Origin of the sequence: Chryseobacterium aurantiacum, from assembly GCF_003020585.1 — a bacterium.
GTDB classification, from domain to species: domain Bacteria; phylum Bacteroidota; class Bacteroidia; order Flavobacteriales; family Weeksellaceae; genus Chryseobacterium; species Chryseobacterium aurantiacum.
In genome coordinates this window covers 1-25186 of record NZ_PXUE01000003.1, presented here as the reverse complement: position 1 = coordinate 25186, position 25186 = coordinate 1, and the positions used below count along the sequence as shown (strand labels likewise).

At 36.1% G+C, this 25186-nt stretch carries 21 protein-coding genes and 1 riboswitch; of the genes, 18 read left to right on the top strand and 3 right to left on the bottom strand.

Features of this window, described 5'->3' with window-relative positions; all coding sequences use genetic code 11:
• Positions 1 to 25: 25 nt before the first annotated feature.
• The 7 genes from C7D53_RS12275 (at position 26) to C7D53_RS12245 (ending at position 6822) form a co-directional block, all read left to right on the top strand.
• Positions 26 to 1009, top strand: coding sequence for a stage II sporulation protein M (locus tag C7D53_RS12275; protein WP_106916775.1), 984 nt, complete (start codon positions 26 to 28; stop codon positions 1007 to 1009).
• A complete protein-coding gene (locus C7D53_RS12270; protein WP_106916774.1) occupies positions 993 to 1955 on the top strand; it encodes a DUF4013 domain-containing protein in 963 nt (320 codons plus the stop codon). The genes C7D53_RS12275 and C7D53_RS12270 overlap by 17 nt, the downstream gene beginning before the upstream one ends.
• Entirely contained in the window at positions 1948 to 2739 is a 792-nt protein-coding gene (locus C7D53_RS12265) for a DUF4129 domain-containing protein (RefSeq protein ID WP_106916773.1), read from the top strand. The genes C7D53_RS12270 and C7D53_RS12265 overlap by 8 nt, the downstream gene beginning before the upstream one ends.
• A gap of 11 nt (positions 2740 to 2750) precedes the next feature.
• Positions 2751 to 3908 (top strand): hypothetical protein, encoded by a 1158-nt coding sequence (locus C7D53_RS12260; RefSeq protein WP_106916772.1) that lies wholly within the window; start codon positions 2751 to 2753, stop codon positions 3906 to 3908.
• 68 nt (positions 3909 to 3976) lie between these two features.
• On the top strand, positions 3977 to 5008 hold the full coding sequence (locus tag C7D53_RS12255) for an AAA family ATPase (RefSeq protein ID WP_394337084.1): 1032 nt from the start codon (positions 3977 to 3979) through the stop codon (positions 5006 to 5008).
• A 44-nt stretch (positions 5009 to 5052) separates the two neighbouring features.
• Positions 5053 to 6375: a DUF58 domain-containing protein gene (locus tag C7D53_RS12250; protein ID WP_106916771.1), complete on the top strand. Its 1323-nt coding sequence runs from the start codon at positions 5053 to 5055 to the stop codon at positions 6373 to 6375.
• 27 nt (positions 6376 to 6402) lie between these two features.
• Positions 6403 to 6822 (top strand): OsmC family protein, encoded by a 420-nt coding sequence (locus tag C7D53_RS12245; RefSeq protein WP_106916770.1) that lies wholly within the window; start codon positions 6403 to 6405, stop codon positions 6820 to 6822.
• 63 nt (positions 6823 to 6885) lie between these two features.
• Here C7D53_RS12245 and C7D53_RS12240 read toward each other — a convergent pair whose 3' ends face one another.
• Complete coding sequence (locus C7D53_RS12240; protein ID WP_106916769.1) at positions 6886 to 9501, bottom strand: MGH1-like glycoside hydrolase domain-containing protein; 2616 nt, start codon at positions 9499 to 9501, stop codon at positions 6886 to 6888.
• Positions 9502 to 9688: 187 nt separating this feature from the next.
• Positions 9689 to 9796, top strand: a riboswitch (SAM riboswitch).
• 66 nt (positions 9797 to 9862) lie between these two features.
• Here C7D53_RS12240 and C7D53_RS12235 point away from each other — a divergent pair.
• The 8 genes from C7D53_RS12235 (at position 9863) to metF (ending at position 19843) form a co-directional block, all read left to right on the top strand.
• A complete protein-coding gene (locus C7D53_RS12235) occupies positions 9863 to 10819 on the top strand; it encodes an alpha/beta fold hydrolase (protein ID WP_106916768.1) in 957 nt (318 codons plus the stop codon).
• Positions 10806 to 12344: an ACT domain-containing protein gene (locus C7D53_RS12230; protein ID WP_106916767.1), complete on the top strand. Its 1539-nt coding sequence runs from the start codon at positions 10806 to 10808 to the stop codon at positions 12342 to 12344. Before C7D53_RS12235 ends, C7D53_RS12230 begins: the two co-directional genes overlap by 14 nt.
• 120 nt (positions 12345 to 12464) lie before the next feature.
• Positions 12465 to 13625, top strand: coding sequence for an O-succinylhomoserine sulfhydrylase (locus C7D53_RS12225; RefSeq protein WP_106916766.1), 1161 nt, complete (start codon positions 12465 to 12467; stop codon positions 13623 to 13625).
• Between the two features lie 32 nt (positions 13626 to 13657).
• Positions 13658 to 14050, top strand: coding sequence for a four helix bundle protein (locus C7D53_RS12220; protein WP_228422324.1), 393 nt, complete (start codon positions 13658 to 13660; stop codon positions 14048 to 14050).
• Entirely contained in the window at positions 14025 to 15035 is a 1011-nt protein-coding gene (locus tag C7D53_RS12215) for a homocysteine S-methyltransferase family protein (RefSeq protein ID WP_106916764.1), read from the top strand. The genes C7D53_RS12220 and C7D53_RS12215 overlap by 26 nt, the downstream gene beginning before the upstream one ends.
• 83 nt (positions 15036 to 15118) lie before the next feature.
• Positions 15119 to 16210, top strand: coding sequence for a fatty acid desaturase family protein (locus C7D53_RS12210; protein WP_106916763.1), 1092 nt, complete (start codon positions 15119 to 15121; stop codon positions 16208 to 16210).
• 5 nt (positions 16211 to 16215) lie between these two features.
• A complete protein-coding gene (gene metH / locus C7D53_RS12205; protein ID WP_106916762.1) occupies positions 16216 to 18876 on the top strand; it encodes a methionine synthase in 2661 nt (886 codons plus the stop codon).
• Between the two features lie 7 nt (positions 18877 to 18883).
• On the top strand, positions 18884 to 19843 hold the full coding sequence (gene metF / locus C7D53_RS12200) for a methylenetetrahydrofolate reductase [NAD(P)H] (RefSeq protein WP_106916761.1): 960 nt from the start codon (positions 18884 to 18886) through the stop codon (positions 19841 to 19843).
• Between the two features lie 55 nt (positions 19844 to 19898).
• On the opposite strand, the gene C7D53_RS12195 is transcribed toward metF, so the two are convergent.
• Together C7D53_RS12195 and C7D53_RS12190 are read right to left on the bottom strand one after the other, a co-directional pair.
• Positions 19899 to 20606 (bottom strand): hypothetical protein, encoded by a 708-nt coding sequence (locus tag C7D53_RS12195; RefSeq protein WP_106916760.1) that lies wholly within the window; start codon positions 20604 to 20606, stop codon positions 19899 to 19901.
• Positions 20607 to 20699: 93 nt separating this feature from the next.
• Positions 20700 to 21851, bottom strand: a complete 1152-nt coding sequence (locus tag C7D53_RS12190; protein ID WP_106916759.1) for a hypothetical protein — start codon at positions 21849 to 21851, stop codon at positions 20700 to 20702.
• A gap of 100 nt (positions 21852 to 21951) precedes the next feature.
• Here C7D53_RS12190 and folE point away from each other — a divergent pair, with 100 nt between their 5' ends.
• The 3 genes from folE to cysS all read left to right on the top strand — a co-directional run bounded on the left by folE (position 21952) and on the right by cysS (position 24640).
• A complete protein-coding gene (gene folE, locus C7D53_RS12185) occupies positions 21952 to 22620 on the top strand; it encodes a GTP cyclohydrolase I FolE (protein WP_076353379.1) in 669 nt (222 codons plus the stop codon).
• Between the two features lie 2 nt (positions 22621 to 22622).
• Entirely contained in the window at positions 22623 to 23054 is a 432-nt protein-coding gene (locus C7D53_RS12180) for a DinB family protein (RefSeq protein WP_106916758.1), read from the top strand.
• 119 nt (positions 23055 to 23173) lie between these two features.
• A complete protein-coding gene (gene cysS / locus C7D53_RS12175; protein WP_106916757.1) occupies positions 23174 to 24640 on the top strand; it encodes a cysteine--tRNA ligase in 1467 nt (488 codons plus the stop codon).
• Positions 24641 to 25186: the final 546 nt, after the last annotated feature.

Sequence of the window (25186 nt, the reverse complement as noted above, 5' to 3'; positions counted from 1 at the left end):
TTTTTATTATTTTAGCCTTACAATTATGAGAGAAGTTTATTTCATTAAACAAAATAAAGAAAAATGGTTGGGAATAGAACAGGTTATTGATGGGAAAATTAAAAAAAATCCTGATGACCTGTCTTCGCTGTATATCAACCTGATTAATGATCTTTCTTTTGCACAGACTTACTATCCCAAAAGTAATACCACTGTTTATCTGAATCACTTATCCTCCCAGATCTTTCAGAAAATCTATAAAACGAAAAGAGTAGAGGAGAACAGATTGCTTTATTTCTTTAAAACTGAGGTTCCGTTGTTGGTTTATCAGTACAGAAGATACCTGTTGTATGCTTTTCTGTTTTTTATTCTTTTTACTTCTATAGGAGTACTTTCAGCGGTTTATGATAAGGATTTTGTTAATATTATTCTTGGGGAAAGCTATGTAAATGAAACTATTGAAAATATTAAAAATAATAACGCAGTAGGAGTCTATCAGAGTGGAACTACATGGGGAACCACTATCGGAATCATTTTTAATAATATTAAGGTAGGAGCCAAGTTATATATCTATGGAGTTTCCGGAGGAGTAGGGACCTTATTTGCTTTACTCTCCAATAGCGTAATGCTAGGATCTTTTCAATATTTTTTCTATGATTATGGTGCATTGAAGGACAGTGCAAGAGGGATTTGGCTGCATGGGGTATTTGAAATTTTTTCCATGGTGGTAGAAGCGATGTGCGGATTGATTCTTGGTGCTTCTATTTTATTTCCGAAAACTTTGTCAAGATTTAATTCCTTTAAAAAAGGGTTTAAAGATTCTTTCAAAATATTTTTAAGTACCATTCCATTCACAATCTGTGCAGGAATCATTGAGGGATATGTAACAAGACATGCATTAAAGATGCCCTTGATTTTAAACCTGTTGATTATTTTCGGTTCACTGGCCATTGTCATATTTTACTATCTTGTGTATCCGTCCATTGTGAATAAAAAAACTAATAAACACACCAATGATACAATTTTATAAAAAAAGAGATTTTGGAGCTTTCATTAGTGACAGTTTCAACTTTTTCAAGATATACGGAAAAAATTATTTTAAAAACTATCTTTTGATCAATGGATTGTTGTTGATCTTAATGGTTACCGTTTTTATTTTTGGTTATAGAGAACTTTTTTCACAGATTTTCGGATCCAATTTAGATGGAGATTCCTATTATTTTGAACGATATTTCTCTAATAATGCAGGAATGCTCATAGGTGTAGGAATAATAACGTTTTTGCTTTGTATGATTCTTGCAATTGTCAATTACTTATATCCTGTTTTCTATCTGAAAAGAATTGCACAGGGATCCGATAGAATAAAAACTGATGAAATCTTAGATGATTTTAAGAAAAATTTGGGGAGAATTGCTAAACTATGCCTCGGGATGACTTTTGTTATCATTCCATTGGCTTTGTTTATCGTAGCTTTTTCCTATATATTGATAATCATTATTATTGGATTTTTCCTCATAGTACTTGTTTATCCTACCCTGTTTAATGTAGTTACATTTCTGATGTATGATTATTTTAATTCAGGGAGAGGTTTCTGGGAAAGTCTGAGTTATTCCATACGATCGCAGTTTTCTTATCCTAATGGAAGTGAAAAGTCACCCTATTGGAAATATTGGGCTGCCGCATTTATTATGTTTATCATGATATCCATTGCCAGTTCCATTTTCACCTACGTTCCTATGATCTTTGTTTATGGATCAGTTCTTACCTCTACTCCGGATGGGAATTTTGAACAAAATCCTTTTACCGGGACTGTAGGGATTATCTTTTTTGTATTCTATGGAATTTCAATGCTGCTTTCATTCTTGCTTTCCAATCTGTTGTATGTGAATGCAGGATTCATGTATTATGACAGCAGAACAGATCTTCACCAGAAAGTTGAACTTGAAGAAATAGACACTATTGGGATCAATGAATAGGATTTTACTTTTTATACTGCTTTTCTTCTCACTAGGCCTTGTTAAGGCTCAGGAAGATGACTCTGCGGACGATTATTTGGGTGATTCTCTATATACAACAGGGCATTATCATAATATGCTTCGTGCAGATTCTGTATTGATGAAAAAGCCGGTTACAGAAAATACAGTGTACCCAAAAGAATTTAAAAAAAATATTCCCTCAAGATATAAAGGAAATGAATTTGATTATTCAGTATCAAAACCAAGAGAATCTTTCTGGCAAAAGTTAGTAAGAAAAATCGACCGTGTTTTACAAAGTATTTTTGGGGAAACAGTTTTTACCAAGTCCTCCGAGTTTACCGTAGCCCTTGTTCGCCTTTTTGCGATCCTTTTGGTAGGATTTCTACTTTATTTTATTATTAAGTATGTTCTTGGTAAAGACGGAAACTTTATTTTCGGTAAAAAGAATAAGAAGCTGGATCTGAATGTGGAAGAACTGCATGAAAACATCCATGAAATCAATTTTCCTGAAAGTATTGCAAACTTTGAACGTGCAGGAGACTATCGTTCGGCTGTTCGTTATCAGTTTTTGTTCATTCTTAAAAAACTAAGTGACAAAAAACTGATCAACTGGAATCCAGAAAAAACCAACAAGGATTATGTAGCAGAATTAAAAGCTCCGAATCTTAAAAATGAATTTTCTGATCTGTCCTATATCTTTGATTATGTCTGGTATGGAGAATTCAATATTGATGAGCAGAGTTATCAGAAATTTAAAAATCAGTATCAGGCATTTAAACCATAATCCCAATCACCATGAATAAGACTTTCAGAATATATGCTGTAATCTTCATCGTAGTGATGGTTATTTTGGCATTGCTTGAAGTTAACAAAAAAGAAACCACCAACTGGCGTAAAAATTTTGACATCAATGAGAAGTCTCCTTTTGGCCTGTTTGTTTTTAATAATGAAGCCAAGGATCTTTTTAAGAACCATCTGAAAAAGATTGATCAGGCTCCTTATGAATATTATAGCCAGCACAAAAAAAGCAGCCACAATATTGTTGTTATCGAAAACGATATTGATGGTGAATCCTGGAAGAAAATTCTGGATCAGGTATCGAAAGGCTCGGATGCATTGTTGATTGTGAGCCGTATGCCTAAGGAAATTTCAGATAGCATTGGATTTTATGATTCGGAAATATCCTTTGAAGAGCAGAATGTATTGAAACTTACCGATACGAAATATCAGAATGATTTTATTAAATTGGATAAATTTCCGTCTGGGAGAGGATTCTCATTCATTAAACCGGATGTTGAAGTACTTGGGAAAACGGTAGAGGATAAAAATACGGATCAGGCCAACTTTATTAAAGTAAAATTTGGAAAAGGAAATATGTATGTTCACAGTGAACCTCTTTTTCTCACCAATTATTATTTGTTGAAACCCGGAAGTATAAAATATGCACAGGATGTTTTCTCATATCTTCAGGATAGAGAAACGCTTTGGTTTGTAGAGGGTGGGACCAAGGCTTCAAGTTTCTTTATGAGATTTGTACTGGGAAATCCGGCTCTGAAATATGCCTGGTGGGTATTTCTGGGTGGATTAATTCTTTTTATCTTCTTTAATGCAAAAAGAAAACAAAGAATTGTACCTGTAATAGAGCCATTGCGGAATACCTCATTAGATTTTGTGAAAAGTATTGGAAATCTTTATCTGCAGGAGGGAGATTTTCATGATATGATGGCCAAAAAAGCTCAGTATTTCCTGAATAAGGTAAGAATGGATTTTCTTATTGATACTCAGAATTTAGATAGTGAATTTGCCAAGAAGCTGCAATTAAAGACCGGAAAGACAATGGAAATGATCAATGAAGCTATTCATCTTATCAAAAAAGCACAGGATCCTTATTCCAGTGTAATGAAAGAAGACCTGGTAAGAATGAATAAGCTGCTTGATGAAATACTAAAATAAGAGAATCCTAACAGGATGATTTAATAAAAGATAGAATGAGTTCTATCGGAAAACCAAAGATAAAAATTATGGAAAACTTTGATAACCAAGATATAGAAAATCAAACTTCTATAAACCTTAATAAAAATGAAGATCAGTTTCAGTCCCGTATTGATATGATTGAACTTCGCGCCAGCCTGGATAAAGTAAAAACCGAAATAGGCAAGGTGATTGTAGGACAGGAAAGCATGATAGAACATCTGTTAGCAGCTTTGCTTTCTAATGGCCATGTACTTATTGAGGGAGTACCCGGAGTAGCCAAAACAATTACAGCCAAGTTACTGGCAAAGACCATTGACGTAGGTTTCAGCAGAATTCAGTTTACGCCGGATTTGATGCCTTCCGATATCCTGGGAACTTCAATATTCAATGTGAAAAATTCAGAATTTGAATTTAAAAAAGGACCTATTTTTTCCAATTTTATATTAATTGATGAGATCAACAGATCGCCAGCGAAAACACAGGCTGCATTGTTTGAAGTAATGGAAGAAAGACAGATCACAATGGATGGTACCCGCTACATCATGGAGGAGCCATTTCTAGTTGTGGCTACTCAAAATCCAATAGAGCATGAAGGAACCTATAGACTTCCTGAAGCTCAGCTTGACCGTTTTCTATTCAAAATCAATGTAGGGTATCCTAATCTTGAACAGGAAATTACCATCATTAAGAACCAGCACGAAAGCAAAAAAGAAGATAAAACAGAAAGCGTAAACAAAGTGATTACTGCAGAACAACTGAAGGCGTATCAGCATTTGGTAAAGGAAATCATTGTAGAAGCTCAGTTGATGGAATATATTGCTAAAATTATCATTAACACCAGAGAAAATCAATTCTTATATCTTGGGGCTTCACCAAGAGCATCCTTAGCACTTCTTACTGCGTCCAAAGCCTTTGCCGCATTAAGAGGAAGAGACTTTGTAACTCCGGAAGATATTAAGGAAGCAAGTTATGCTGTACTAAGACATAGAGTAATCGTTTCTCCGGAAAGAGAAATGGAAGGCCTTACAGCCGATGAAATTATCCGTCAAATCTTAGAGGGAATAGAAATTCCTAGATAGGAGAGTAGATTGTAACTTATAATCTGCTACCCGCCACCTAAACAATGAAAAACTTATACATCAATACACGTTTCTTCTTTACACTCATCGGAGTGGGGATACTGTATGTTCTTGCATTTTTCTTTCCGGGGCTGATGTGGGTTGCCCATATTGTACTGTTGCTCTGTTTTCTTGCCGTCATGGTAGATTATCTGCTGATTTTTAATCAAAAAAATGCTTTGCAGGCACAGAGAATATTACCGGAGAAATTGTCCAATGGTGACGAAAATTTTGTAAAGATTGATATTAAAAATAATTACAGTTTTAAAATCACAACTAAAATTATCGATGAAATTCCGTTTCAATTTCAGAAAAGAGATTTCCTGATTGAAAAGCATATTAACCCGGGAGCAAATACTTTCTTCCAATATACTCTGGAACCTAAGGAAAGAGGAGAGTATCATTTTGGAAGCCTGAATATATATGCCTCGTCACCACTGGGATTAGTCTCAAAAAGATTTAATTTTCAAAAAGATGCAATGCTGGCGTCTTATCCATCCTTTGTTCACCTCAGAAAATATGAGCTGATGGCTTTACAGAGTGAATTCTTATTGGGAGGAATCAAGAAAGTAAGAAAGCTTGGGCATACCATGGAATTTGAGCAGATCAAGGAATACGTTCCCGGAGATGATATCAGAACAATTAACTGGAAAGCTACCTCCAAAGCCAATCGATTGATGGTCAATCAGTTTCAGGATGAAAAATCACAGCGTATTTTTATGTTGATTGATAAGGGACGAACAATGAAAATGCCTTTTAACGGATTAAGCTTATTGGATTATTCCATCAATGCTACGATGGCGCTGTCCCATATTATTTTAAGAAAAGGAGATAGAGCAGGAATGATGACGTTCTCAAAAAAGACCGAAAATAAAATTGCAGCAGAAAATAAATCCGGACAGCTGAAAAAAATATCGGAAGCGCTTTATAATATTAAAACAGATTTCTTTGAAAGTGATTTCAATCGTTTATATCAGGATGTGAAATACTCCATCAACCAGAGAAGTCTGATCCTGCTTTTTACCAACTTTGAAACTTTGGATGGCTTGAACCGCCAGTTGAAATACCTTCGTGGAATTGCAAAGAATCACCTATTGGTTGTGGTATTTTTCAAAAACTCGGAACTGCAGACTATGATTAACAAGAATCCCGAGAATATGCAGGAGATCTATGATGAAATTGTGGCCGAAAAATTTGAATTTGAAAAGAAACTCATCATTCAGGAACTTCGTAAGTATGGAATTTATACAGTGTATACCCTTCCTGAGAATTTGAATATTGATGTTATCAATAAATATCTGGAGATAAAAGCGAGAGGAATTTTATAACTTTGTAGAAGCAATAAGCAATAAATAATGAAAATTACACTTAACAGAATAAACGACGATTTTTTATTTGAATGTACAAATGCCCAGGGAAATTCAATTCTTTTGGATAATACTTCCCAGCCGGGAGCTAAAGGAGTTTCTCCAATGGAGAGTGTACTAATGGCAGTAGCAGGATGCAGCGGGATAGATGTGGTTTCTATTCTGAAGAAGCAGCGTCAGGAAATCAAGAGTTTTCAGGCAGAAGTAGAAGGAGAAAGAGTGCAGGTAGAAGATGCAAAACCTTTTAAATCAATCAACGTGAAATTTCTTTTAGAGGGAGAAATTGACCCTAAAAAAGCTCAAAAGGCTGCAGAATTGTCTTTTGAAAAGTATTGTTCTGTATCAAAAACTTTAGAACCGAATGTAGAAATCGGATACGAAGTCTATGTGAATGGAGAAAAAATTTAATCTCTGATATAAAAATAGAAAAAGCCGGATAATTTATCCGGCTTTTTTATTGCTCATTACCTATTAAAAGGTAAGTCTGGGTTTTATCAGTTTTGCTACAGTGGCAGTCCATCCTGTCTGGTGAGAAGCACCCACGCCACGTCCGTTATCTCCATGGAAATATTCGAAGAACGTAATGTAATCCTTAAAATGTTCATCATAATTAAACTTTGGATTTCCTCCATTAAAAGCACGTTGCCCATGTTCATCCTTTAAGAAGATAGAACAAAGTCTTTTACTGATGTTTTGGGCTACTTCATCAAGATTTTTCTTTTCACCACTTCCGGTTGGAAGTTCCACTTTCAGGCTATTTCCGTAATAATAATGGAAACGTTGTAAACTTTCCACGATCAGAAAATTAATTGGGAACCAGATGGGGCCACGCCAATTGCTGTTTCCTCCAAACATTCTGCTGTCACTTTCTGCAGGGGTATAGTACACCATATTTTCATTCCCATGTACAGAAAATACAAACGGGTTTTCCTCATATACCTTAGACATGGCACGGATTCCGTAGGAACTTAAAAATTCCTTTTCATCAAGCATTCTGCTTAAAACCTTTGTCAGTCTATTTTTACGAAGAATACTCATCAGGTGTTTTCGTCCCTGCCCTTCCTCATCCCAGTGAGACACAAGCTTGGTGAGTTCAGGTTTGTTTTTTAAGATCCATTCCATTCTGGTTTTGAAGTTGGGCATCTTTTCGAGCAATCGATGATCAACAATTTCTACGGCAAACAATGGAATTAATCCGACAATACTTCTCAATCTTAAAGAAACACTGTCTCCGTTCCCAAGTTGAAGAACATCATAGAAGAAACCGTCTTCCTCATTCCATAGGCCTTTTGTTCCTTCACCCAGATTCTCCATGGCCTCTGCGATGTAAAGATAATGTTCAAAGAATTTGATGGCCATATCTTCATATACCTGATAATATTGGGCAAGTTCCATGGCTATTCGCATCATATTTAAAGCATACATGGCCATCCAGCTTGTACCATCTGCCTGCTCAAGATGCTGGCCATCCTGTAATACCATATTTCTGTCAAAGGCTCCAATATTATCCAGCCCCAGGAAACCACCACCAAAAATATTCTTTCCGTTTTTATCCTTTCGGTTCACCCACCATGTAAAGTTCAGGAGAAGTTTTTGAAAGACTTTCTCTAAAAACAACAAATCAGGTTTGCCGTTATTTTTCTCATCAATTTTAAAAACCCTGAAGCAGGACCATGCATGTACAGGAGGATTCACATCACTCATATTCCATTCATAGGCAGGAAGCTGTCCGTTGGGGTGCATGTACCATTCCTTGGTAAGAAGTAAAAGCTGTCCTTTTGCAAACTCTGCATCAATGATGGATAAAGGAACACAGTGAAATGCAAGATCCCATGTTGCATACCAGGGATATTCCCACTTATCAGGCATGGAAATAATATCCTTATTGTGGAGATGATTCCATTCCGTATTTCTTACATATTCATTAAAATTTCTGGGAGCTTCAAAATTAGGGTCACCTTTCAGCCATTTCCCGATATTGTAGTGATAAAACTGTTTATTCCAAAGAAGTCCTGCAAAAGCTTGTCTCTGCACATTCTTCTCATCCTCGTTTGTTGTATCGGTTTGAACCTCGCGGTAAAACTCCTCAGCTTCAGATTTTCTGATACTGAAGATTTCATCAAACCTCTCAAAAGGTTCAGCAGTTGGCTCAGGACAAAGCCTGAATTCAAACGTTTCAGATTGTCCCGCACCTATTATTTCATCAATCAAAAAAGAAGCCTTTGTTCCTCTTTTTTCAGGATTTACCGTATGGCTGCGATGAATAATAAAATCATTGATTCCATCTTTAAAATAAGTGTTTTCTGCCTGAGGAGCACCATACAACTTGGGTGTATTGGTTTCATTTTCACAGAATACCCTTTGTGTATTATCTTTTCTTGAATAAAACTTTTTGATAGAAATACTGTCGTGTTCAATATTAATACTTCCGTCATGGGAAGCATACATATCAGCTTTATAGGTGTTGTATCCCCATTTCCAGTTGTTTCTGAACCAGGCAGTAGGTGCAACTACAATGGGAGCATCATGCTGGCTTCTGTTGCAAATAGTAACTCTGACCAGAATATCATTGTGATCAGCCTTGCAGTATTCAATGAAAATATCAAAATACTCATCATGGTCAAAGATTCCAGTATCGAAGAGCTCATATTCCGGTTCCTGTTTACTGCGTCGTCCATTTTCGGCAACAAGTTCATCATAGGGAAATTCATTAATAGGATACTTGTAAACCATCTTCATATAGCTATGAGTAGGGGTATTATCCAGATAATAGAAAATTTCCTTAATATCTTCACCATGATTTCCCTGTGGATTACTCAATCCAAAGAAACGCTCCTTTACAATTTTATCTCTTTTATTCCAGAATGAAAAAGCAAAACAGAACAATTGCTTTACATCAGAAATTCCGGCAATACCTTCTTCTCCCCAGCGGTAGGTATAGCTTTCAGCATTATCATGATTGGTATAGTTCCATGCATTTCCATTGGTACTGTAGTCTTCACGTACATTTCCCCATTGCCGGTTGCTTACATAAGGTCCCCAGTTTTTCCATTTGGTATCTTGTAATCTTTCTTTTTCGGCGATCATATATCATCATTTTCCATACGAAGTTAGTTTTTTTGCAAAATAATTCCAATTCTTTCCATCTGAATAATTATTAATATGGTCTTGAAATACTTGTATTTAAAGGCTTTTTAAAATATTAAATTAATTTTTTTTTGATTTTAAAAGAAAAGAACTACCTTTGCACCATTCGTTCATTCAAATATTGAAAATGTTATCAAGAAAGGTTGAGGGATTAGACCCTATGAAACCTTAGCAACCCTTTGCGCAAGCAAAGAAGGTGCTACGTTCTACCAAAATTATTTTGGACAGATAACTTACTGAAGTTCTTTTCAGCCATTTCCTGTGGCATTTTCAATTGTATTAAAATAATAATATAATAGAATTGAAAACAGAACTAAACTATATTAATCTTTCGTATCAAACTTATTCTCAAAAGGAATACAATATCTCGTTAAGCTATGAGCTTTTCGGGAAAGACCTATTTACAGCTCCTATTATTTTAATTAATCATGCCTTAACCGGAAATTCAAGCGTATCCGGAGAGACAGGCTGGTGGAAGCAATTGGTAGGAGAAAATCAAATTGTTGATACGAATAAATACACCGTTCTGTGTTTCAATATCCCTGGAAATGGATATGATCATTTTTTAATTGAAGATTATGAAGACTTCACGCCATCAGATATAGCCAATATATTTCTGAAAGGGCTGGAAGCTTTACATATCAAAAACCTATATGCCATTATTGGCGGCTCTCTTGGAGGAGGAATTGCATGGGAAATGCTTGCAAAGCAACCTAAGCTTGCGGAAATCTTTATTCCTATAGCCTGTGATTACAGAACTCACGATTGGCTTCATGCACAATGTCTGGTTCAGAAATTTTTATTGAATGATAAAGATGAGCCACTACAAAAAGCAAGAATTCATGCCATGTTGTGTTATAGAACTCCAGAATCTCTTAACGATAGATTTCAAAATAAATACAATAAGGAAAAGCAACGCTTAGAATCAGAAGACTGGTTAGTTTATCATGGTAATGCATTAAACGAAAGGTTTAGTTTACAAGCCTACAAGCTCATGAATCATTTGCTGATGAATATTAATGCTGATGAAGCTGCACTCGAGAAAATAGAAGCACGAATGCACATGATCTCCGTAGATACCGACTTATTCTTTCCCGCTTTTGAAATCCGAATGTGTTTTGAGAACTTAAAAAAGAAAAAAGAGAATATTTCTTATCACGAGATCCAATCTATGCACGGGCACGATGCCTTCCTAATGGAATATCAACAATTAAATAATATAATAAAAAACATTTTATATAGTAATGAAAAAGGCTAACGAAATAAAATTTTTAAAGAACAGATCAATCGTCAAATTTGAAGGAGAAGATTTCCTAGGAGAAATCGGAATTGACGGACGAATTTTTAAAGCGCTTACTTTAGCGCGTATCAGTGTAGGAGTAATCTCTCAGCAAGCCATAGAAAACGGAATTTCTATTTTGGTTCAGGAAAATGATGCAGAAAAAGCCGTTGCTTGTCTTATCGATGAATTTGAAGCAGAAAGAAAATCAGGAAAAGTTTCACAAATTTATAGTATTAATAATGTTTCTGTCATTGGTTTTGTAGCAGAAGATTTCAATAAAGTTTTTGCCGAACTGGCCAGAAACAACGTTTTCCCATTACTTTTAAATCAGGTAGCAGGAGAAAACAGAGTGAATATTGTGGTGACTTCTTCGCAGGATGAAAAAACAAAAAATATCATAGAGTCCGAAATTTTCAAAAAGCCAAAGCCCGTTCATCTGGCCATCATTGGGCATGGTAACGTGGGGAAAACTTTGATAGAACAGGTTCTGGAATCTTCAGAAGAAATAAAAAGACGTAAAAAAATAGACCTGAAGGTTGTTGCAGTAGCTAACTCAAAGAAAATTGCCTTCAACAAAAAAGGTTTTGATGCCAACTGGGCAGATGAGGTTTTAACTGCAGAACATCCGTCAAGCATTCAGGAGCTGATTAATTTTTCTAATGAAAATCAATTAGAAAACCTGATTGTTGTGGATAACACTGCAAGTAAGGATTTTGTTAAAAACTATCACGCTTTGGCAGAAAATGGATTTGATTTAGTCTCTTCCAACAAAATTTTCAACACTCTTCCTATCGAGGAATATAGAAAACTAAGATATACGTTAAGCAAAAATAACAGACGTTATCTGTATGAGACCAATGTAGGAGCGGGTCTTCCGTTAATTGATACCATTAAATTATTACACCTTTCAGGAGAAAATATCACAAGAATCAAAGGGGTGTTCTCCGGAACATTGAGCTATGTTTTCAATAATTTTTCTTTGAGAAATAACAAATTCTCAACGATCATCAATGAGGCTTTAGAAAAAGGATACACAGAACCGGATCCAAGAGAAGACCTATCCGGAAATGATGTAGCAAGAAAATTATTGATTTTGGCAAGAGAGCTGGATCTAATCAATGAATTTGACGATATAAATATTCAAAATCTGGTCCCGGAAAGTTTACTTTCAGTTTCAAAACCAGAATTCCTTTCCAGACTTGAAGAATTGGATGAAGAATACCAGAAAATTAAAGAAAATCAAGAGCCTGGTCATGTATTGAGATATGTTGGTGATCTACACGGTGACTTACAGAAAGACAAAGGCGAATTGGATGTAAAACTGATTTCTGTGCCTGCTACTTCAGCCTTAGGACAGTTGAAAGGTTCCGATTCTATTTTTGAGATTTATACAGAAAGTTATGGAGAAAACCCAATTGTAATTATGGGAGCCGGAGCCGGAGCACAAGTAACTGCAAGAGGAGTATTCGGAGATATTTTAAGAGTAAGTGAAACAAAATAATAATGTACCAATATAACAATGTATCAGTTTACCAATAATAGTTATTGTCATTCTGAGCGTAGCGAAGAATCTCATTGTTACATTATTAGACTGCTACATTGTTACATTAATTAAAACTATATGGAAAATTTTGAAACATCAGCAATAAGAACCCAAACTGAAAGAAGTCAGTTTGACGAGCATTCTACGCCATTATACCTTACTTCCAGTTTTATATTTCAGGATGCTGAGGATATGAGAGCAAGTTTTGCTGAAGAAAAACCTAAAAACTTATACAGTCGCTTTTCCAATCCAAATGTAACGGAATTTACAGATAAAATTGCAAAAATGGAAGGCGCAGAAGCCGGATATGCATTTGCTACAGGAATGGCTGCCATCTATTCAACATTTGCAGCGTTATTGAGTGCGGGGGACCATATTGTAAGCTGCCAGTCGGTTTTTGGATCTACCCACACCTTATTTACCAAGTATTTTCCGAAATGGAATATTGAAACTACTTATTTCAAGGCCGGAGATGCAGAGAATGTTGAGAAATACATTAAACCTAATACAAAAGTACTATACCTTGAAACACCTACCAATCCTGCTATAGAAATTCTGGACCTGGAGTTTTTTGGGAAGATTGCTAAAAAACATAATCTGATATTTATTGTAGATAACTGTTTTGCAACACCTTATCTTCAGCAGCCTATTAAATATGGTGCAGATGTTGTTGTACACTCTGCAACGAAGTTGATTGACGGGCAGGGAAGAGTATTGGGAGGAATAGCAGTAGGTAAAGAAGACCTGATCAGAGAAATCTATCTTTTCGCAAGAAATACAGGTCCCGCTCTGTCTCCTTTTAATGCATGGGTATTATCAAAAAGCTTAGAAACATTGGCTATCCGCGTGGAAAAACACTGCGAAAATGCTTTGAAAGTAGCTGAGTTTTTAGAAAGCCATCCTAATGTGGAATTGGTAAAATATCCGTTCCTCAAATCCCATCCTAGCTATGAAGTAGCCAAGAAACAAATGAAACTTGGTGGTAACATTGTTGCTTTTGAAATAAAAGGCGGAATAGAGGGTGGAAGAAACTTCTTGGACAAGATACAAATGTGTTCGCTTTCTGCTAACCTTGGTGATACAAGAACGATCGTTACTCATCCGGCATCCACCACACACTCCAAATTGTCAGATGAAGAAAGAAATGAAGTAGGAATTACAGCAGGATTAGTTCGCTGCTCTGTAGGATTAGAGAATGTAGAGGATATCATTGCGGATTTAAAGCAAGCTTTAGGCTAATCGAAAGATAATAGTTGACCATTGATACCTAGATGATGAGTAGAGACTGTACAGAGCTAGAAGTTTGGATACAAGGAAAAAAGTTGGTGAACCTGGCTTATATTTTAACCACAAGATTTCCTAAGAAAGAATTATTTGATTTAACCAGTCAGGTAAGAAGAATTGCCACTTCAGTTCCATTAAACATAGCTGAAGGATACGAAAGAAGAACTTCTAAAGATGATGCATTACAATTTTTGCATGCTGCTCAAGAGTCTCTCTATGAATTGGAAACTAAATTTGGGGTCGCCTTAGATCAGAAATATGTTTCTAATGTGAATTTTGAAATCATTAGTAAAAAAATTCACTTGTCTAAAAAATTGACGAGCGGATTTATAAATTATTACAAAAAGATAGAAAATGAAAAATTCAGAACAATTATATAAAGCCTTATCCGAAAGAATTTTAATTCTTGATGGGGCAATGGGAACAATGCTTCAGAGATATAAGTTCGAAGAAGAAGATTACCGTGGGGAACGTTTCAAAGACTGGGAACATCCGGTAAAGGGAAATAATGACCTACTTTCCCTTACCCAGCCTCATGCCATTGAAGAAGTTCACAAAAAGTATCTGGAAGCAGATGCAGATATCATTGAAACCAATACATTCTCCGGAACTACAATTGCCATGGCAGATTATCACATGGAAGATCTGGTTTATGAACTGAACTATGAGTCTGCAAAAATTGCCAGAAAAGTCTGTGATGAATTTACAGCCAAAAACCCTGATAAACCAAGATTTGTAGCAGGATCCATTGGGCCTACAAACAGAACGGCAAGTTTAAGTCCTGATGTAAACGATCCCGGATATAGAGCCATAACATTCGAAGAACTGAGGGTTGCTTACAGACAGCAGTGTGAAGCACTATTAGACGGAGGGTCAGACATTCTGTTAGTAGAAACCATCTTTGATACTCTGAATGCCAAGGCTGCTTTGTTCGCCATTGATGAACTGCAAGACGAAAGGGGAATTAAAATTCCAATTATGGTTTCAGGAACTATCACAGATGCTTCAGGAAGAACCTTGAGCGGGCAGACAGCAGATGCCTTCTTAATTTCAGTTTCCCATTTGAATTTATTAAGCGTGGGATTCAACTGTGCTTTGGGAGCAGATCAGTTAACACCTTATCTGGAAACCTTGGCCCATAATTCAGAATTTTATATTTCAGCTTATCCGAATGCCGGTTTACCCAATGCTTTTGGAAAATATGATGAAACTCCGGAAGATATGGCCAGACAGATCAAAGAATATGTAGAAAAAGGATTAATCAATATTATTGGAGGCTGTTGTGGTACCACGCCGGAACATATCAAAGCAATTGCTGATCTGGTGAAAACTTATCCACCAAGAAAATTGAAAGAATTTGTGTGATTTGATAGATTTTTTTAATTAAAATCAATAATGTAGGCTGAATTATAAATATTAACTTTAAATAAATCATAAAGTCTATTATAATGGAAAAGCCGATTTATTTAAAAGATTCAGATGATACAAAACTCTTTAATGAACTGAGAAAGAAAGTGAACCAACGAGTAGAGGCAATTCCTGAAAATAGGGAGATCTATATTCAAATCAAGGCGGTGATTTTACCCCTGATCTATGTAGGTTTATACTGGTTGGCTATTCTAAATGCAGAGAAACCTTGGGTTTATATACTGAGTTTTGTATTAATGGGGATTTCCTTGGTTTTAATTTATTTAAACCTGATTCATGAAGCAGCCCATAATAATATCTATAAAAGTAAAAGGCTGAACGGATGGGTGTTGCACATTTTTGACTTTATAGGAGCCAACTCTTATATCTGGAAAAAAAGACATATTGCAAGCCACCATGCATATCCGAATGTAGATGGATGGGATACAGACATAGAGCAGAGCGGGTTACTTTTAATAGTACCATGGATAAAAGCCAAAGGAGTTCAGAAGTATCAGCACAGGTTTTTCTTTTTAGTCTATCCGTTGTATTTATTTAACTGGATGTTTATAAGAGACTTTAGAGACTTCTTTGACAAGGAGAGAGTGATTTTAAAAACCCAGGGAAGAATACCTGTTGCGGAAAAAATAAAGATGGTTAGTTATAAGCTGTTTTACTTTTTTTATCAAATTATTGTTCCTGTTATGTTCTTTAAAGTATCAATTGGTTTGGCTTTTGGAGCTTGGTTTTTGCAGGTGATTGCAGCAAGTATTTTTGCATTGTTTGTTTTATTGCCTCTGCATCCGCTTCCTGACAATGCTTTTCCAAAATTGGATAAAGATAACGGACTTCCATTCAGCTGGCTTCGTCATCAATTGGAAGTGACAAATGATTTAAAAGAAAATAACTGGTTTGTAAGAAATGTATTAGGAAACTTTAATTTTCATGTGGCTCATCACCTTTTTCCTAACTACAGTTATATGTATTACAATGAGATCACAGAAGAAATAGAAGAATTTGCTAAAGAACACCACTTGGCATACAAAAGATTTCCGCTGTTAGCCGCTTTAGGTAAGCACAGGGATTTATTGAGGCAGAATGCAAACAATGCCTACTATATTTTAGAAGAATAAAATAGATGAAGTATTTAAGATTATCAGGCCTTGAGCCTCTTATCATAACGCCGGAAAGTAATTTCATCAATGTTGGTGAGAGAACTAACGTTGCCGGTTCCAAAAAGTTTTTAAGACTAATTAAAGAAGAAAAGTTCTCTGAAGCATTAGACATTGCCCGTCATCAGGTAGAAGGAGGCGCGCAGATTCTTGATGTTAATTTTGATGATGGATTGATTGATGGAAAAGCTTCCATGGTTAAATTCCTGAACTTAATAGCATCAGAACCGGACATCGCAAGGATCCCTATCATGGTAGACTCTTCCAAATGGGAAATTTTGGAGGCAGGTCTTCAGGTTGCACAGGGAAAATGTGTGGTAAACTCCATCAGTTTAAAAGAAGGAGAAGAAGAATTTATCAAGCATGCAAAAGCAATCAAGAGATATGGAGCAGCAGTTATTGTAATGGCATTTGATGAGGTAGGACAGGCTGACAATCTTGAGCGAAGAATCGAAATTTCCAAACGATCCTATGATATTCTGGTTAACCAAATAGGCTTTCCCGCTGAAGATATCATTTTTGACTTAAACATCTTCCCGGTTGCAACAGGTATGGATGAGCATAGAAGGAATGCCATCGAATTTATTGAAGCAACCCGATGGGTAAGACAAAATCTTCCATATGTCTCCGTAAGTGGGGGAGTGAGCAACGTTTCTTTCTCATTCCGAGGAAATGATACGGTAAGAGAAGCTATGCACTCGGTATTTCTTTACCATGCCATTCAGGCCGGGATGAATATCGGTATTGTAAACCCTGCCATGCTGGAGGTTTATGATGAAATTAATAAAGAGCTTTTAGAACTTGTAGAAGATGTAATTCTTGATAAAAGAGAAGATGCTACAGAAAGACTTCTCGATTATTCTGAAAAACATAAATCAGTTAAAAAAGAAAAGACCGAAGATCTTGAATGGAGAAACAACCCATTACAGGAAAGAATTACTTATGCTCTGGTAAAAGGTATTGACCGTTTTATAGAAGAAGACGTAGAAGAAGCCAGACAATTGGCAGCAAGACCACTCCATGTCATTGAAATCAATCTTATGACCGGAATGGGAGTGGTAGGAGATCTTTTCGGAAGCGGAAAAATGTTTTTACCACAAGTAGTGAAGTCTGCAAGGGTAATGAAAAAAGCGGTGGCCTATTTACAGCCTTACATTGAAGCTGAAAAAGATGGAACAAGACCTGCCAATGGAAAAATTTTAATGGCTACTGTAAAAGGAGACGTTCATGATATTGGTAAAAATATTGTGAGCGTTGTTTTGGGTTGTAACAATTATGAAATTGTAGACCTTGGAGTAATGGTACCGGCTGAAAAGATTATTCAGACAGCTATTGCAGAAAAAGTAGACGTAATCGGGTTAAGCGGATTGATTACACCAAGTCTGGATGAAATGGTGTACATCGCATCAGAATTAGAAAGACAAAATTTGAATTTTCCTTTGCTAATAGGTGGTGCAACAACTTCAAAAGCACATACCGCCGTGAAAATCGATTTAAAATATAAAAATGCAGTCGTTCACGTGAATGATGCATCCAGAGCCGTAAACGTGGTAAGCTCATTGCTTGGGGACAGAAATAAAGAATATGTTTCCGACCTAAAGAGCGATTATTCGGACTTTAGAGAAAAGTTTTTGAATAGACAGGTTGATAAAGATTATGTTTCCATTCAGGAAGCAAGAGAAAATCAATTTAAAATTGATTGGGAAAACGAAGAAATTTTCACTCCAAATAACTTGGGGATAACGGTTGTGGAGAACCAGGACCTTAATGAGCTTCTTCCTTTTATTGACTGGTCTCCGTTTTTCAGAAGCTGGGATCTTCACGGAAAATATCCAAATATCTTAGAAGATGAGGTGGTAGGTGTTCAGGCAAAAGAACTTTTCAAAGATGCTCAGGTTATTTTAAAAAGAATTTTAGACGAAAAGCTTCTAACGGCAAAAGCTATCTTCGGAATTTTTAAAGCCAATGCCAATGAGACGGATGATATCTTAATTTTTGATGAAAATAACAATGAGCAAGCCAAATTTTTAACCCTAAGACAGCAGGCTCAAAGATCAAAAGGAAAAGACTATTTAGCATTAAGCGACTTCATAGCACCACAAAGCTCCGGCAAAACCGATTATGTAGGGGCATTTTGTGTAACCACAGGTTTCGGAACAGATGAACTGTCTGCCGAATATGAAAAAGCAAATGATGATTATAACTCCATTATGGTAAAGGCTTTGGCTGACCGTTTTGCAGAAGCCTATGCCGAATTTTTGCACAAAAAAGTAAGAACAGAATATTGGGGCTATGCCAACCAGGAAAGTTTAAGCAATGAAGAGCTAATTGCTGAAAAATATAAGGGAGTTCGTCCTGCACCAGGGTATCCGGCCTGCCCGGACCACTTAGAAAAGAAAACAATCTGGGATCTTTTAAAAGTAGAAGAAAATACAGGAGTTTACCTTACAGAGAGCCTGGCGATGTTCCCAACAGCATCTGTTTCCGGATATTATTTCGGAAGCCCGCATGCGAAGTATTTCGGTTTAGGAAAAATTACAGAAGACCAGCTTAAGGATTATGCAGAAAGAAGAGGGTGTAGCATCCAGGAAGCGAAAAAATGGTTGTCACCAAATTTAGCAGATTAAAATTGACATGAAGATAACAGAACACATTAAAAACGCAAATGGAAAAACGTTATTCTCCTTAGAAGTGGTTCCGCCACAAAAGGGGATAGGTATTGAAGATCTCTATACAAACATAGATCCGTTGATGGAGTTCAAGCCTCCATTCATTGATGTAACTACTTCAAGAGAAGAATATATCTATCTCGACAAAGGAAATGGCCTCATGGAACGCCGTATCACAAGAATGCGCCCGGGAACACTGGGAATTTGCGCTGCCATTCAGCATAAATATAACGTAGATACAGTTCCTCATTTATTGTGTGGAGGCTTTACCAAAGAAGAAACCGAATACCTTCTGGTAGACTGTATGTACCTTGGAATAGATAATGTAATGGCGCTGAGAGGAGATGCCATGAAGGGACATCAGTATTTTGAGCCCACACAAGGCGGTCATGCCAGTGCAATGGATCTTGTCAACCAGATTAATAACTTAGGAAGAGGAAAATATCTCCACAATGAAGAACAGGTTTGTGATGAACTTAATAAATTCTGCATTGGGGTAGCAGGCTATCCGGAGAAGCATATGGAAGCGCCATCCATGAACTATGATTTAAAATGGCTAAAGCAAAAAGTAGATGCAGGAGCAGATTATATCGTTACCCAAATGTTTTTTGACAATAAAAAGTATATTGAATTCGTTCAGAAAGCAAGAGAAATGGGAATTACAGTTCCAATTATTCCGGGGATAAAGCCAATTGCCACAAAAAAACACTTGAAAATTCTTCCACAGGTATTCAAAATAGACCTTCCGGAAGAACTGATTACGGAAGTGGAAAATGCCAAAAATAATGAAGCAGTAAAGCAGATTGGAATAGAGTGGTCCATTGCCCAGTGCAAAGAACTTCTTGATTTTGGAGTACCTGTTCTACACTTTTACTCCATGGGGAAGAGTGATAATATTAAAAAAGTAGCCGGAGAGCTATTCTAATAAAAGTACCAAAAATGAAAGGAACCCTGTGAATTTTCACAGGGTTTTTATTTTTTTATTGATTTAAAAAGTTCACCAATTTAATCAGATCCTCCTCTTTGTTTAATTTAATTGAGTTTGATTTAAAGAATGCTTCCAGAGCTTCTTTCTTTTCAGGAAAGAATAACAGAATATCTTTCTCCTTTTTAGTTTTTCTAATGAGTCCTTTTGTTGTTTTAATATAATAAACAGGATCCAGTGTTCTGAAGAATGCTGCTTTCTCTGATGCGTAGGAATTAGCCGCAGGAACAACATCGTTAAACTTAGTCTTTACTTTCTTATAAAGTACATTACTTCCATGAACAAGCTCAAAAAAATAACCGCTTAGCTCATCTTTGGTGTCTAATAATACAATGGTATTTTTAGGTGAAGTAATTTCAATTCTGGAGAACTTTTCCTCTTTGGGAAGTACAAGGGGTTTTCCATCTTTTTGAAACTCTACTTCATCCAGATAGCTGTTATATCGTACGGCTGCTTTTTCATAGTTGTCTGAAATTTTAGCAAGCTGAAATTCGGTGTTGTGATAAGGAGAGCCAATGATCTCATCATATTTTAATGACCTCCCCGAGTTTTCAGATTTTACTCCAAATACAGCATGATCTCCTCCAAGGCTATTTACCGAAAGGGTACTTGAATAGCTAGATTTATAGCCGCTTGGGGTAAAGTTTTGTGAATAAGTAATACTAAAAGATATTAATAAAATACTAATAATAACTTTTTTCATTTTATATGGTTTATTTTAGTTTTTTTTAAAAAATATAAGTTCTGTTCTCTCACTATTGAAAGAATGAAAAATCTAGAACAAAGAATTATTTAATTATAGATAAGGATGCCTTTCAAACGTTTTATTTCTGTCAAATAAATACCGGTAAGTAGCCAGTTTTCTGGTCACGGTGGTATCAAGAGTTTCTGCAATCTTGATCATTTTCGGGTTGAAATCGCCAATCCATTGAAGTTCAGTAATCTTAAAATCAGTATGCTTTCTCAGGTGCTGTGTGCCTTCCCAGATCATGTAGCCGTCAATTCCTTTTCTTTGCCATTCCGGAACCACTCCAAAGACAAGACCTACCATTTTTTCATTCTTTTTAAATTGCTTCAAAAAGAGCAGCTTAATCTTTTCAAAAATTCCAAACTTTCCGTTGAGGTATTTAAACCATTGATTCAGATCCGGAATATTGATCCACATGGCAATAGGAGTTTCATTTTCATAAACAAACCAGGAGATATGTTCATTAATGATAGGCTTCATCGTATTAAACATTTTCAGGACTTTGGCCTCTTCCAGTTGTTTCCCCTCTCCATGAGATGCCCAGGCCTTATTATAAACTTCTGTAAAGTCTTTTGCAAACTTTCCTAGGTTATTCTTTTTCATGGGCCGGGCTGAAATAGCAGGATTTCTTCTGTTTCTTTCATAGGCAATGGTGAAAACCCGTGAAACTTCAGCAAAAATGGGCCTTGTAAAGCAAAGCTGTTCAAAATAAACTTGTAGACCATAGTTTTCAAAAAGTTCTTTGTAGTAAGGGAAATTGTAGTTCATCCCAAACAAAGGCTCCCCGAAACCTTCAATCAAAAGTCCCCAGAATTTATCACGTTCTCCAAAGTTAATGGGGCCATCCATAGCTTCCATTCCTCTTTCCTGAAGCCAGTTTTTACAATGATCAAAAATAAAATTAGCCGTTGCCTGATCATGAATACAATCAAAAAAACCGAACCCTCCCGTCGGCTGATCCTGTTCATAGCAGTTATTGATAAAAACAGCCACTTTACCAACTGTTTTATGATCTTTTTTAAACAAAAACCTTTTACATTCCCCACTCTTGAAGAATTTGTTTTTTTCAGGGTTGAAAATCTCCTCAATATGGTTGTCTAAAGGGCGTATATAATTTTTGTCGTGCTGATAAAGTTGTGTCGGGAATACTAAAAATTCCTTTTTTTGGTGTTGGTTTTGTACTTCTTCGACAATAATCATAGGTTTTCTAATCAGAGTAGGTTATAAAAGATAACGTTTTTCATTCAATTGAAATCGATGAAACAATATTATCCGTATTTTTGCTGCAAATTAAATAAAAATGGTTGATTTTACTGATAACGACGATGATATTTTCACTGGAAAAGAACATACGCCTATAAGGAAAGATGCTTTTGATAAATCGCCACAGGAAAAAATAGAAAAAATTACTGAGCTTTTTGGTGAGATTATGGAAACATTAGGATTAGATATGACTGATGACTCTCTAAAAGACTCTCCGAAGCGTGTTGCCAAAATGTATGTGAATGAAATTTTCGGAGGACTTCTTCCTGAAAATAAACCGGGGATTTCTACATTTTCAAACAAATATAAATACCGTCAGATGCTGGTGGAAAAAGATATCACCGTATATTCTTTTTGTGAACACCACTTTTTACCAATTATAGGGAGAGCGCATGTGGCCTATATTTCAAACGGGGAGGTAATTGGTCTTTCAAAGATTAACAGAATTGTGGATTATTATGCAAAAAGACCACAAGTTCAGGAAAGACTTACAATGCAGATTGTAGACGCTTTGAAAGAAGCATTGGGAACCAAAGATGTTGCCTGTATCATTGATGCAAAACATCTTTGTGTAAATTGCAGAGGAATTAAAGATACGGCAAGTTCTACCATTACAGCAGAATTGAGCGGTATATTCAGAACAAACCCTATTACAAGACAAGAATTCTTACATTATGTAGGAAGCCATGCTAAACTAGATTATTAGTAATGAACTATCAGGTCCTTAAGAATATTGTAGACGCTGAATTTCAGAGATTTCAAATGATTTCTGAAGAAGAGTGGGCATACAAGGTTACACCGGAGAAATGGTCTAAAAAAGAAATTATTGGACACCTTTGTGATAGCGCTTTTACAAATATCCGTAGATTTGTAGTAACTCAATATAAAGAGAACGAGAATATTGTATATGATCAGAATGCTTGGGTAAAAGCTCAGAACTATCAAAATGTTCCGGCTTCAGAGCTGATTAACCTGTGGAAGTCTTTGAATTATCAGATTGTTCATGTAGTAGAAAATATTCCTGATGAAGCCCTACAAAAGACTTGTGATACTACCAAAACAGAACCTAAGGTCTTTACACTGGAATTCATCATTAAGGATTATATAGATCATTTGCAGCATCATTTAGAAACTATTTAATTATGATACAATTTAAAAAGGTTTCAGATAAAATTTTTATTGCAACAATTATTTGTTGTAGTCAAATTATTTTGACTAATTTTTAAAACTTAATTATTTGAATCTTTGAACTTAAAAAAATGCAATTAAAAATTTATAACTCGCTTACAGCGGAAAAAGAAATATTCAAACCTATTTTAGACGGAAATGTTGGCATGTATGTCTGCGGACCTACAGTGTATAGCAATGTGCACTTGGGAAATGTAAGAACTTTTCTTTCATTCGATTTTATTTACCGTACCTTAATGCATTTAGGGTATAAAGTAAGATATGTAAGAAATATTACCGATGCAGGGCACCTTACCGATGATGGAAACGTTGATAACGACAGATTCGTAAAACAAACCCGACTTGAAAAGTTGGAGCCAATGGAAATTGTACAGAAATATACTGTTGATTTTCATAAAGTATTAGATATGTTCAACCTGCTTCCTCCTAATATTGAGCCTACTGCAACAGGCCATATTGTAGAGCAGATAGAACTGACCCAAAAATTAATAGAACGTGGCTTTGCCTATGAAAGCAATGGTTCAGTATACTTTGATGTATTGGAATACAACAAAAGAGGACTGAACTATGGTGAACTTTCAAAACGTAATATAGAAGAACTTTTTGCAAATACCCGTGACCTTGACGGACAGGGAGAAAAGAAAAACCCTCAGGACTTTGCTCTTTGGAAAAAAGCATCTCCGGCTCACATTATGAGATGGAATTCCCCTTGGGGAGAAGGTTTTCCGGGATGGCATCTTGAGTGTACTGCAATGAGTACTAAATATTTAGGTGAAACTTTTGATATTCACGGAGGTGGAATGGATCTGAAATTCCCACACCATGAATGTGAGATTGCACAAGGAAAAGCTTGCAATGATGCAGCTCCCGTAAACTATTGGATGCATGCCAACATGCTGACAATGAACTCTCAACGTATGAGTAAGTCTACAGGAAATTATATTCTTCCAATGCAGCTGGTTACAGGAGACAATGACTTCTTTGAAAAACCTTTTCACCCTTCAATCGTACGTTTTTGTTTCTTACAGGCGCATTACAGAAGCGTTTTGGATATTTCCAACGATGCCATGATTGCCAGTGAGAAAGGATTTATCAGATTAATGGAAGCTGTAAAAGTATTGAATACAATTACTCCTAATGATGAAAAACCATCTGGTTTCAGCCTTGCAGACTGGAAGAATAAATCTTATGAAGCTTTAACAGACGATTTCAATTCTCCAATCCTAATTGCTCACCTATTTGAAGCCGTGAAATACATCTTCGCTTTAAACGACGATAAGGAGACCATCTCAACAGAAGATCTTGAAGATTTAAAATTAACCTTAAATGCCTTTATCTTTGATGTGTTGGGGTTACAGAATGTAGAAGAAAACAACAATGAGAAGCTAGATCAAACATTAAAAGTTTTGATCGAATTGAGAAATCAGGCAAGAAAATCCAAAAACTTCGACCTTTCAGACCAGATCAGAGACAAGCTGCTAGCTGAAGGTATCGAATTAAAAGACGGAAGAGACGGAACATCTTATGTTCTAAGCTAAAAATATAAACTTAGGTTTTATCATATTTCCGTAAGGATCCCATATTTAGGATTCTTACGGAATTTTTTTTACCTTCAAACCTATCTATAATACAATGGTTGATACCACTTGGAGCCAAGTGTTCACCAATGATCCAATTTAAAAAGGAGCTTTATCCTGCTATTCACTTCTACTCCTCGCGCCAGGCGTCCCCAATCCAGGTCCACCCGCTTCCCGATCCCTGCTGCGGGGTAACCGTTGCTATCAGGGCTAGGGAAGATGTCGTATATATAAATATAATGTATAGGCATGTCTTTCATCACCCATTTCTCTCCATTTGCCTCCATATACTGTCCCCCTTCCACCGCTGCCCTGCGTTCCCAAACATTTGTTTAAAATCTTTCCCGCTGACTGCCAGCCCCTTATGGAAATATATGAACAAAATATGAACTTTATGTTAAATAAACTTGCGGGTTATGGCATAAGTTTCTATCTTTGCCCCACTGAAAACGAGAGTGGATCAGTAGCGCAGAAGAGCCTTTTGATAGGCAGAGACATTATAGACTA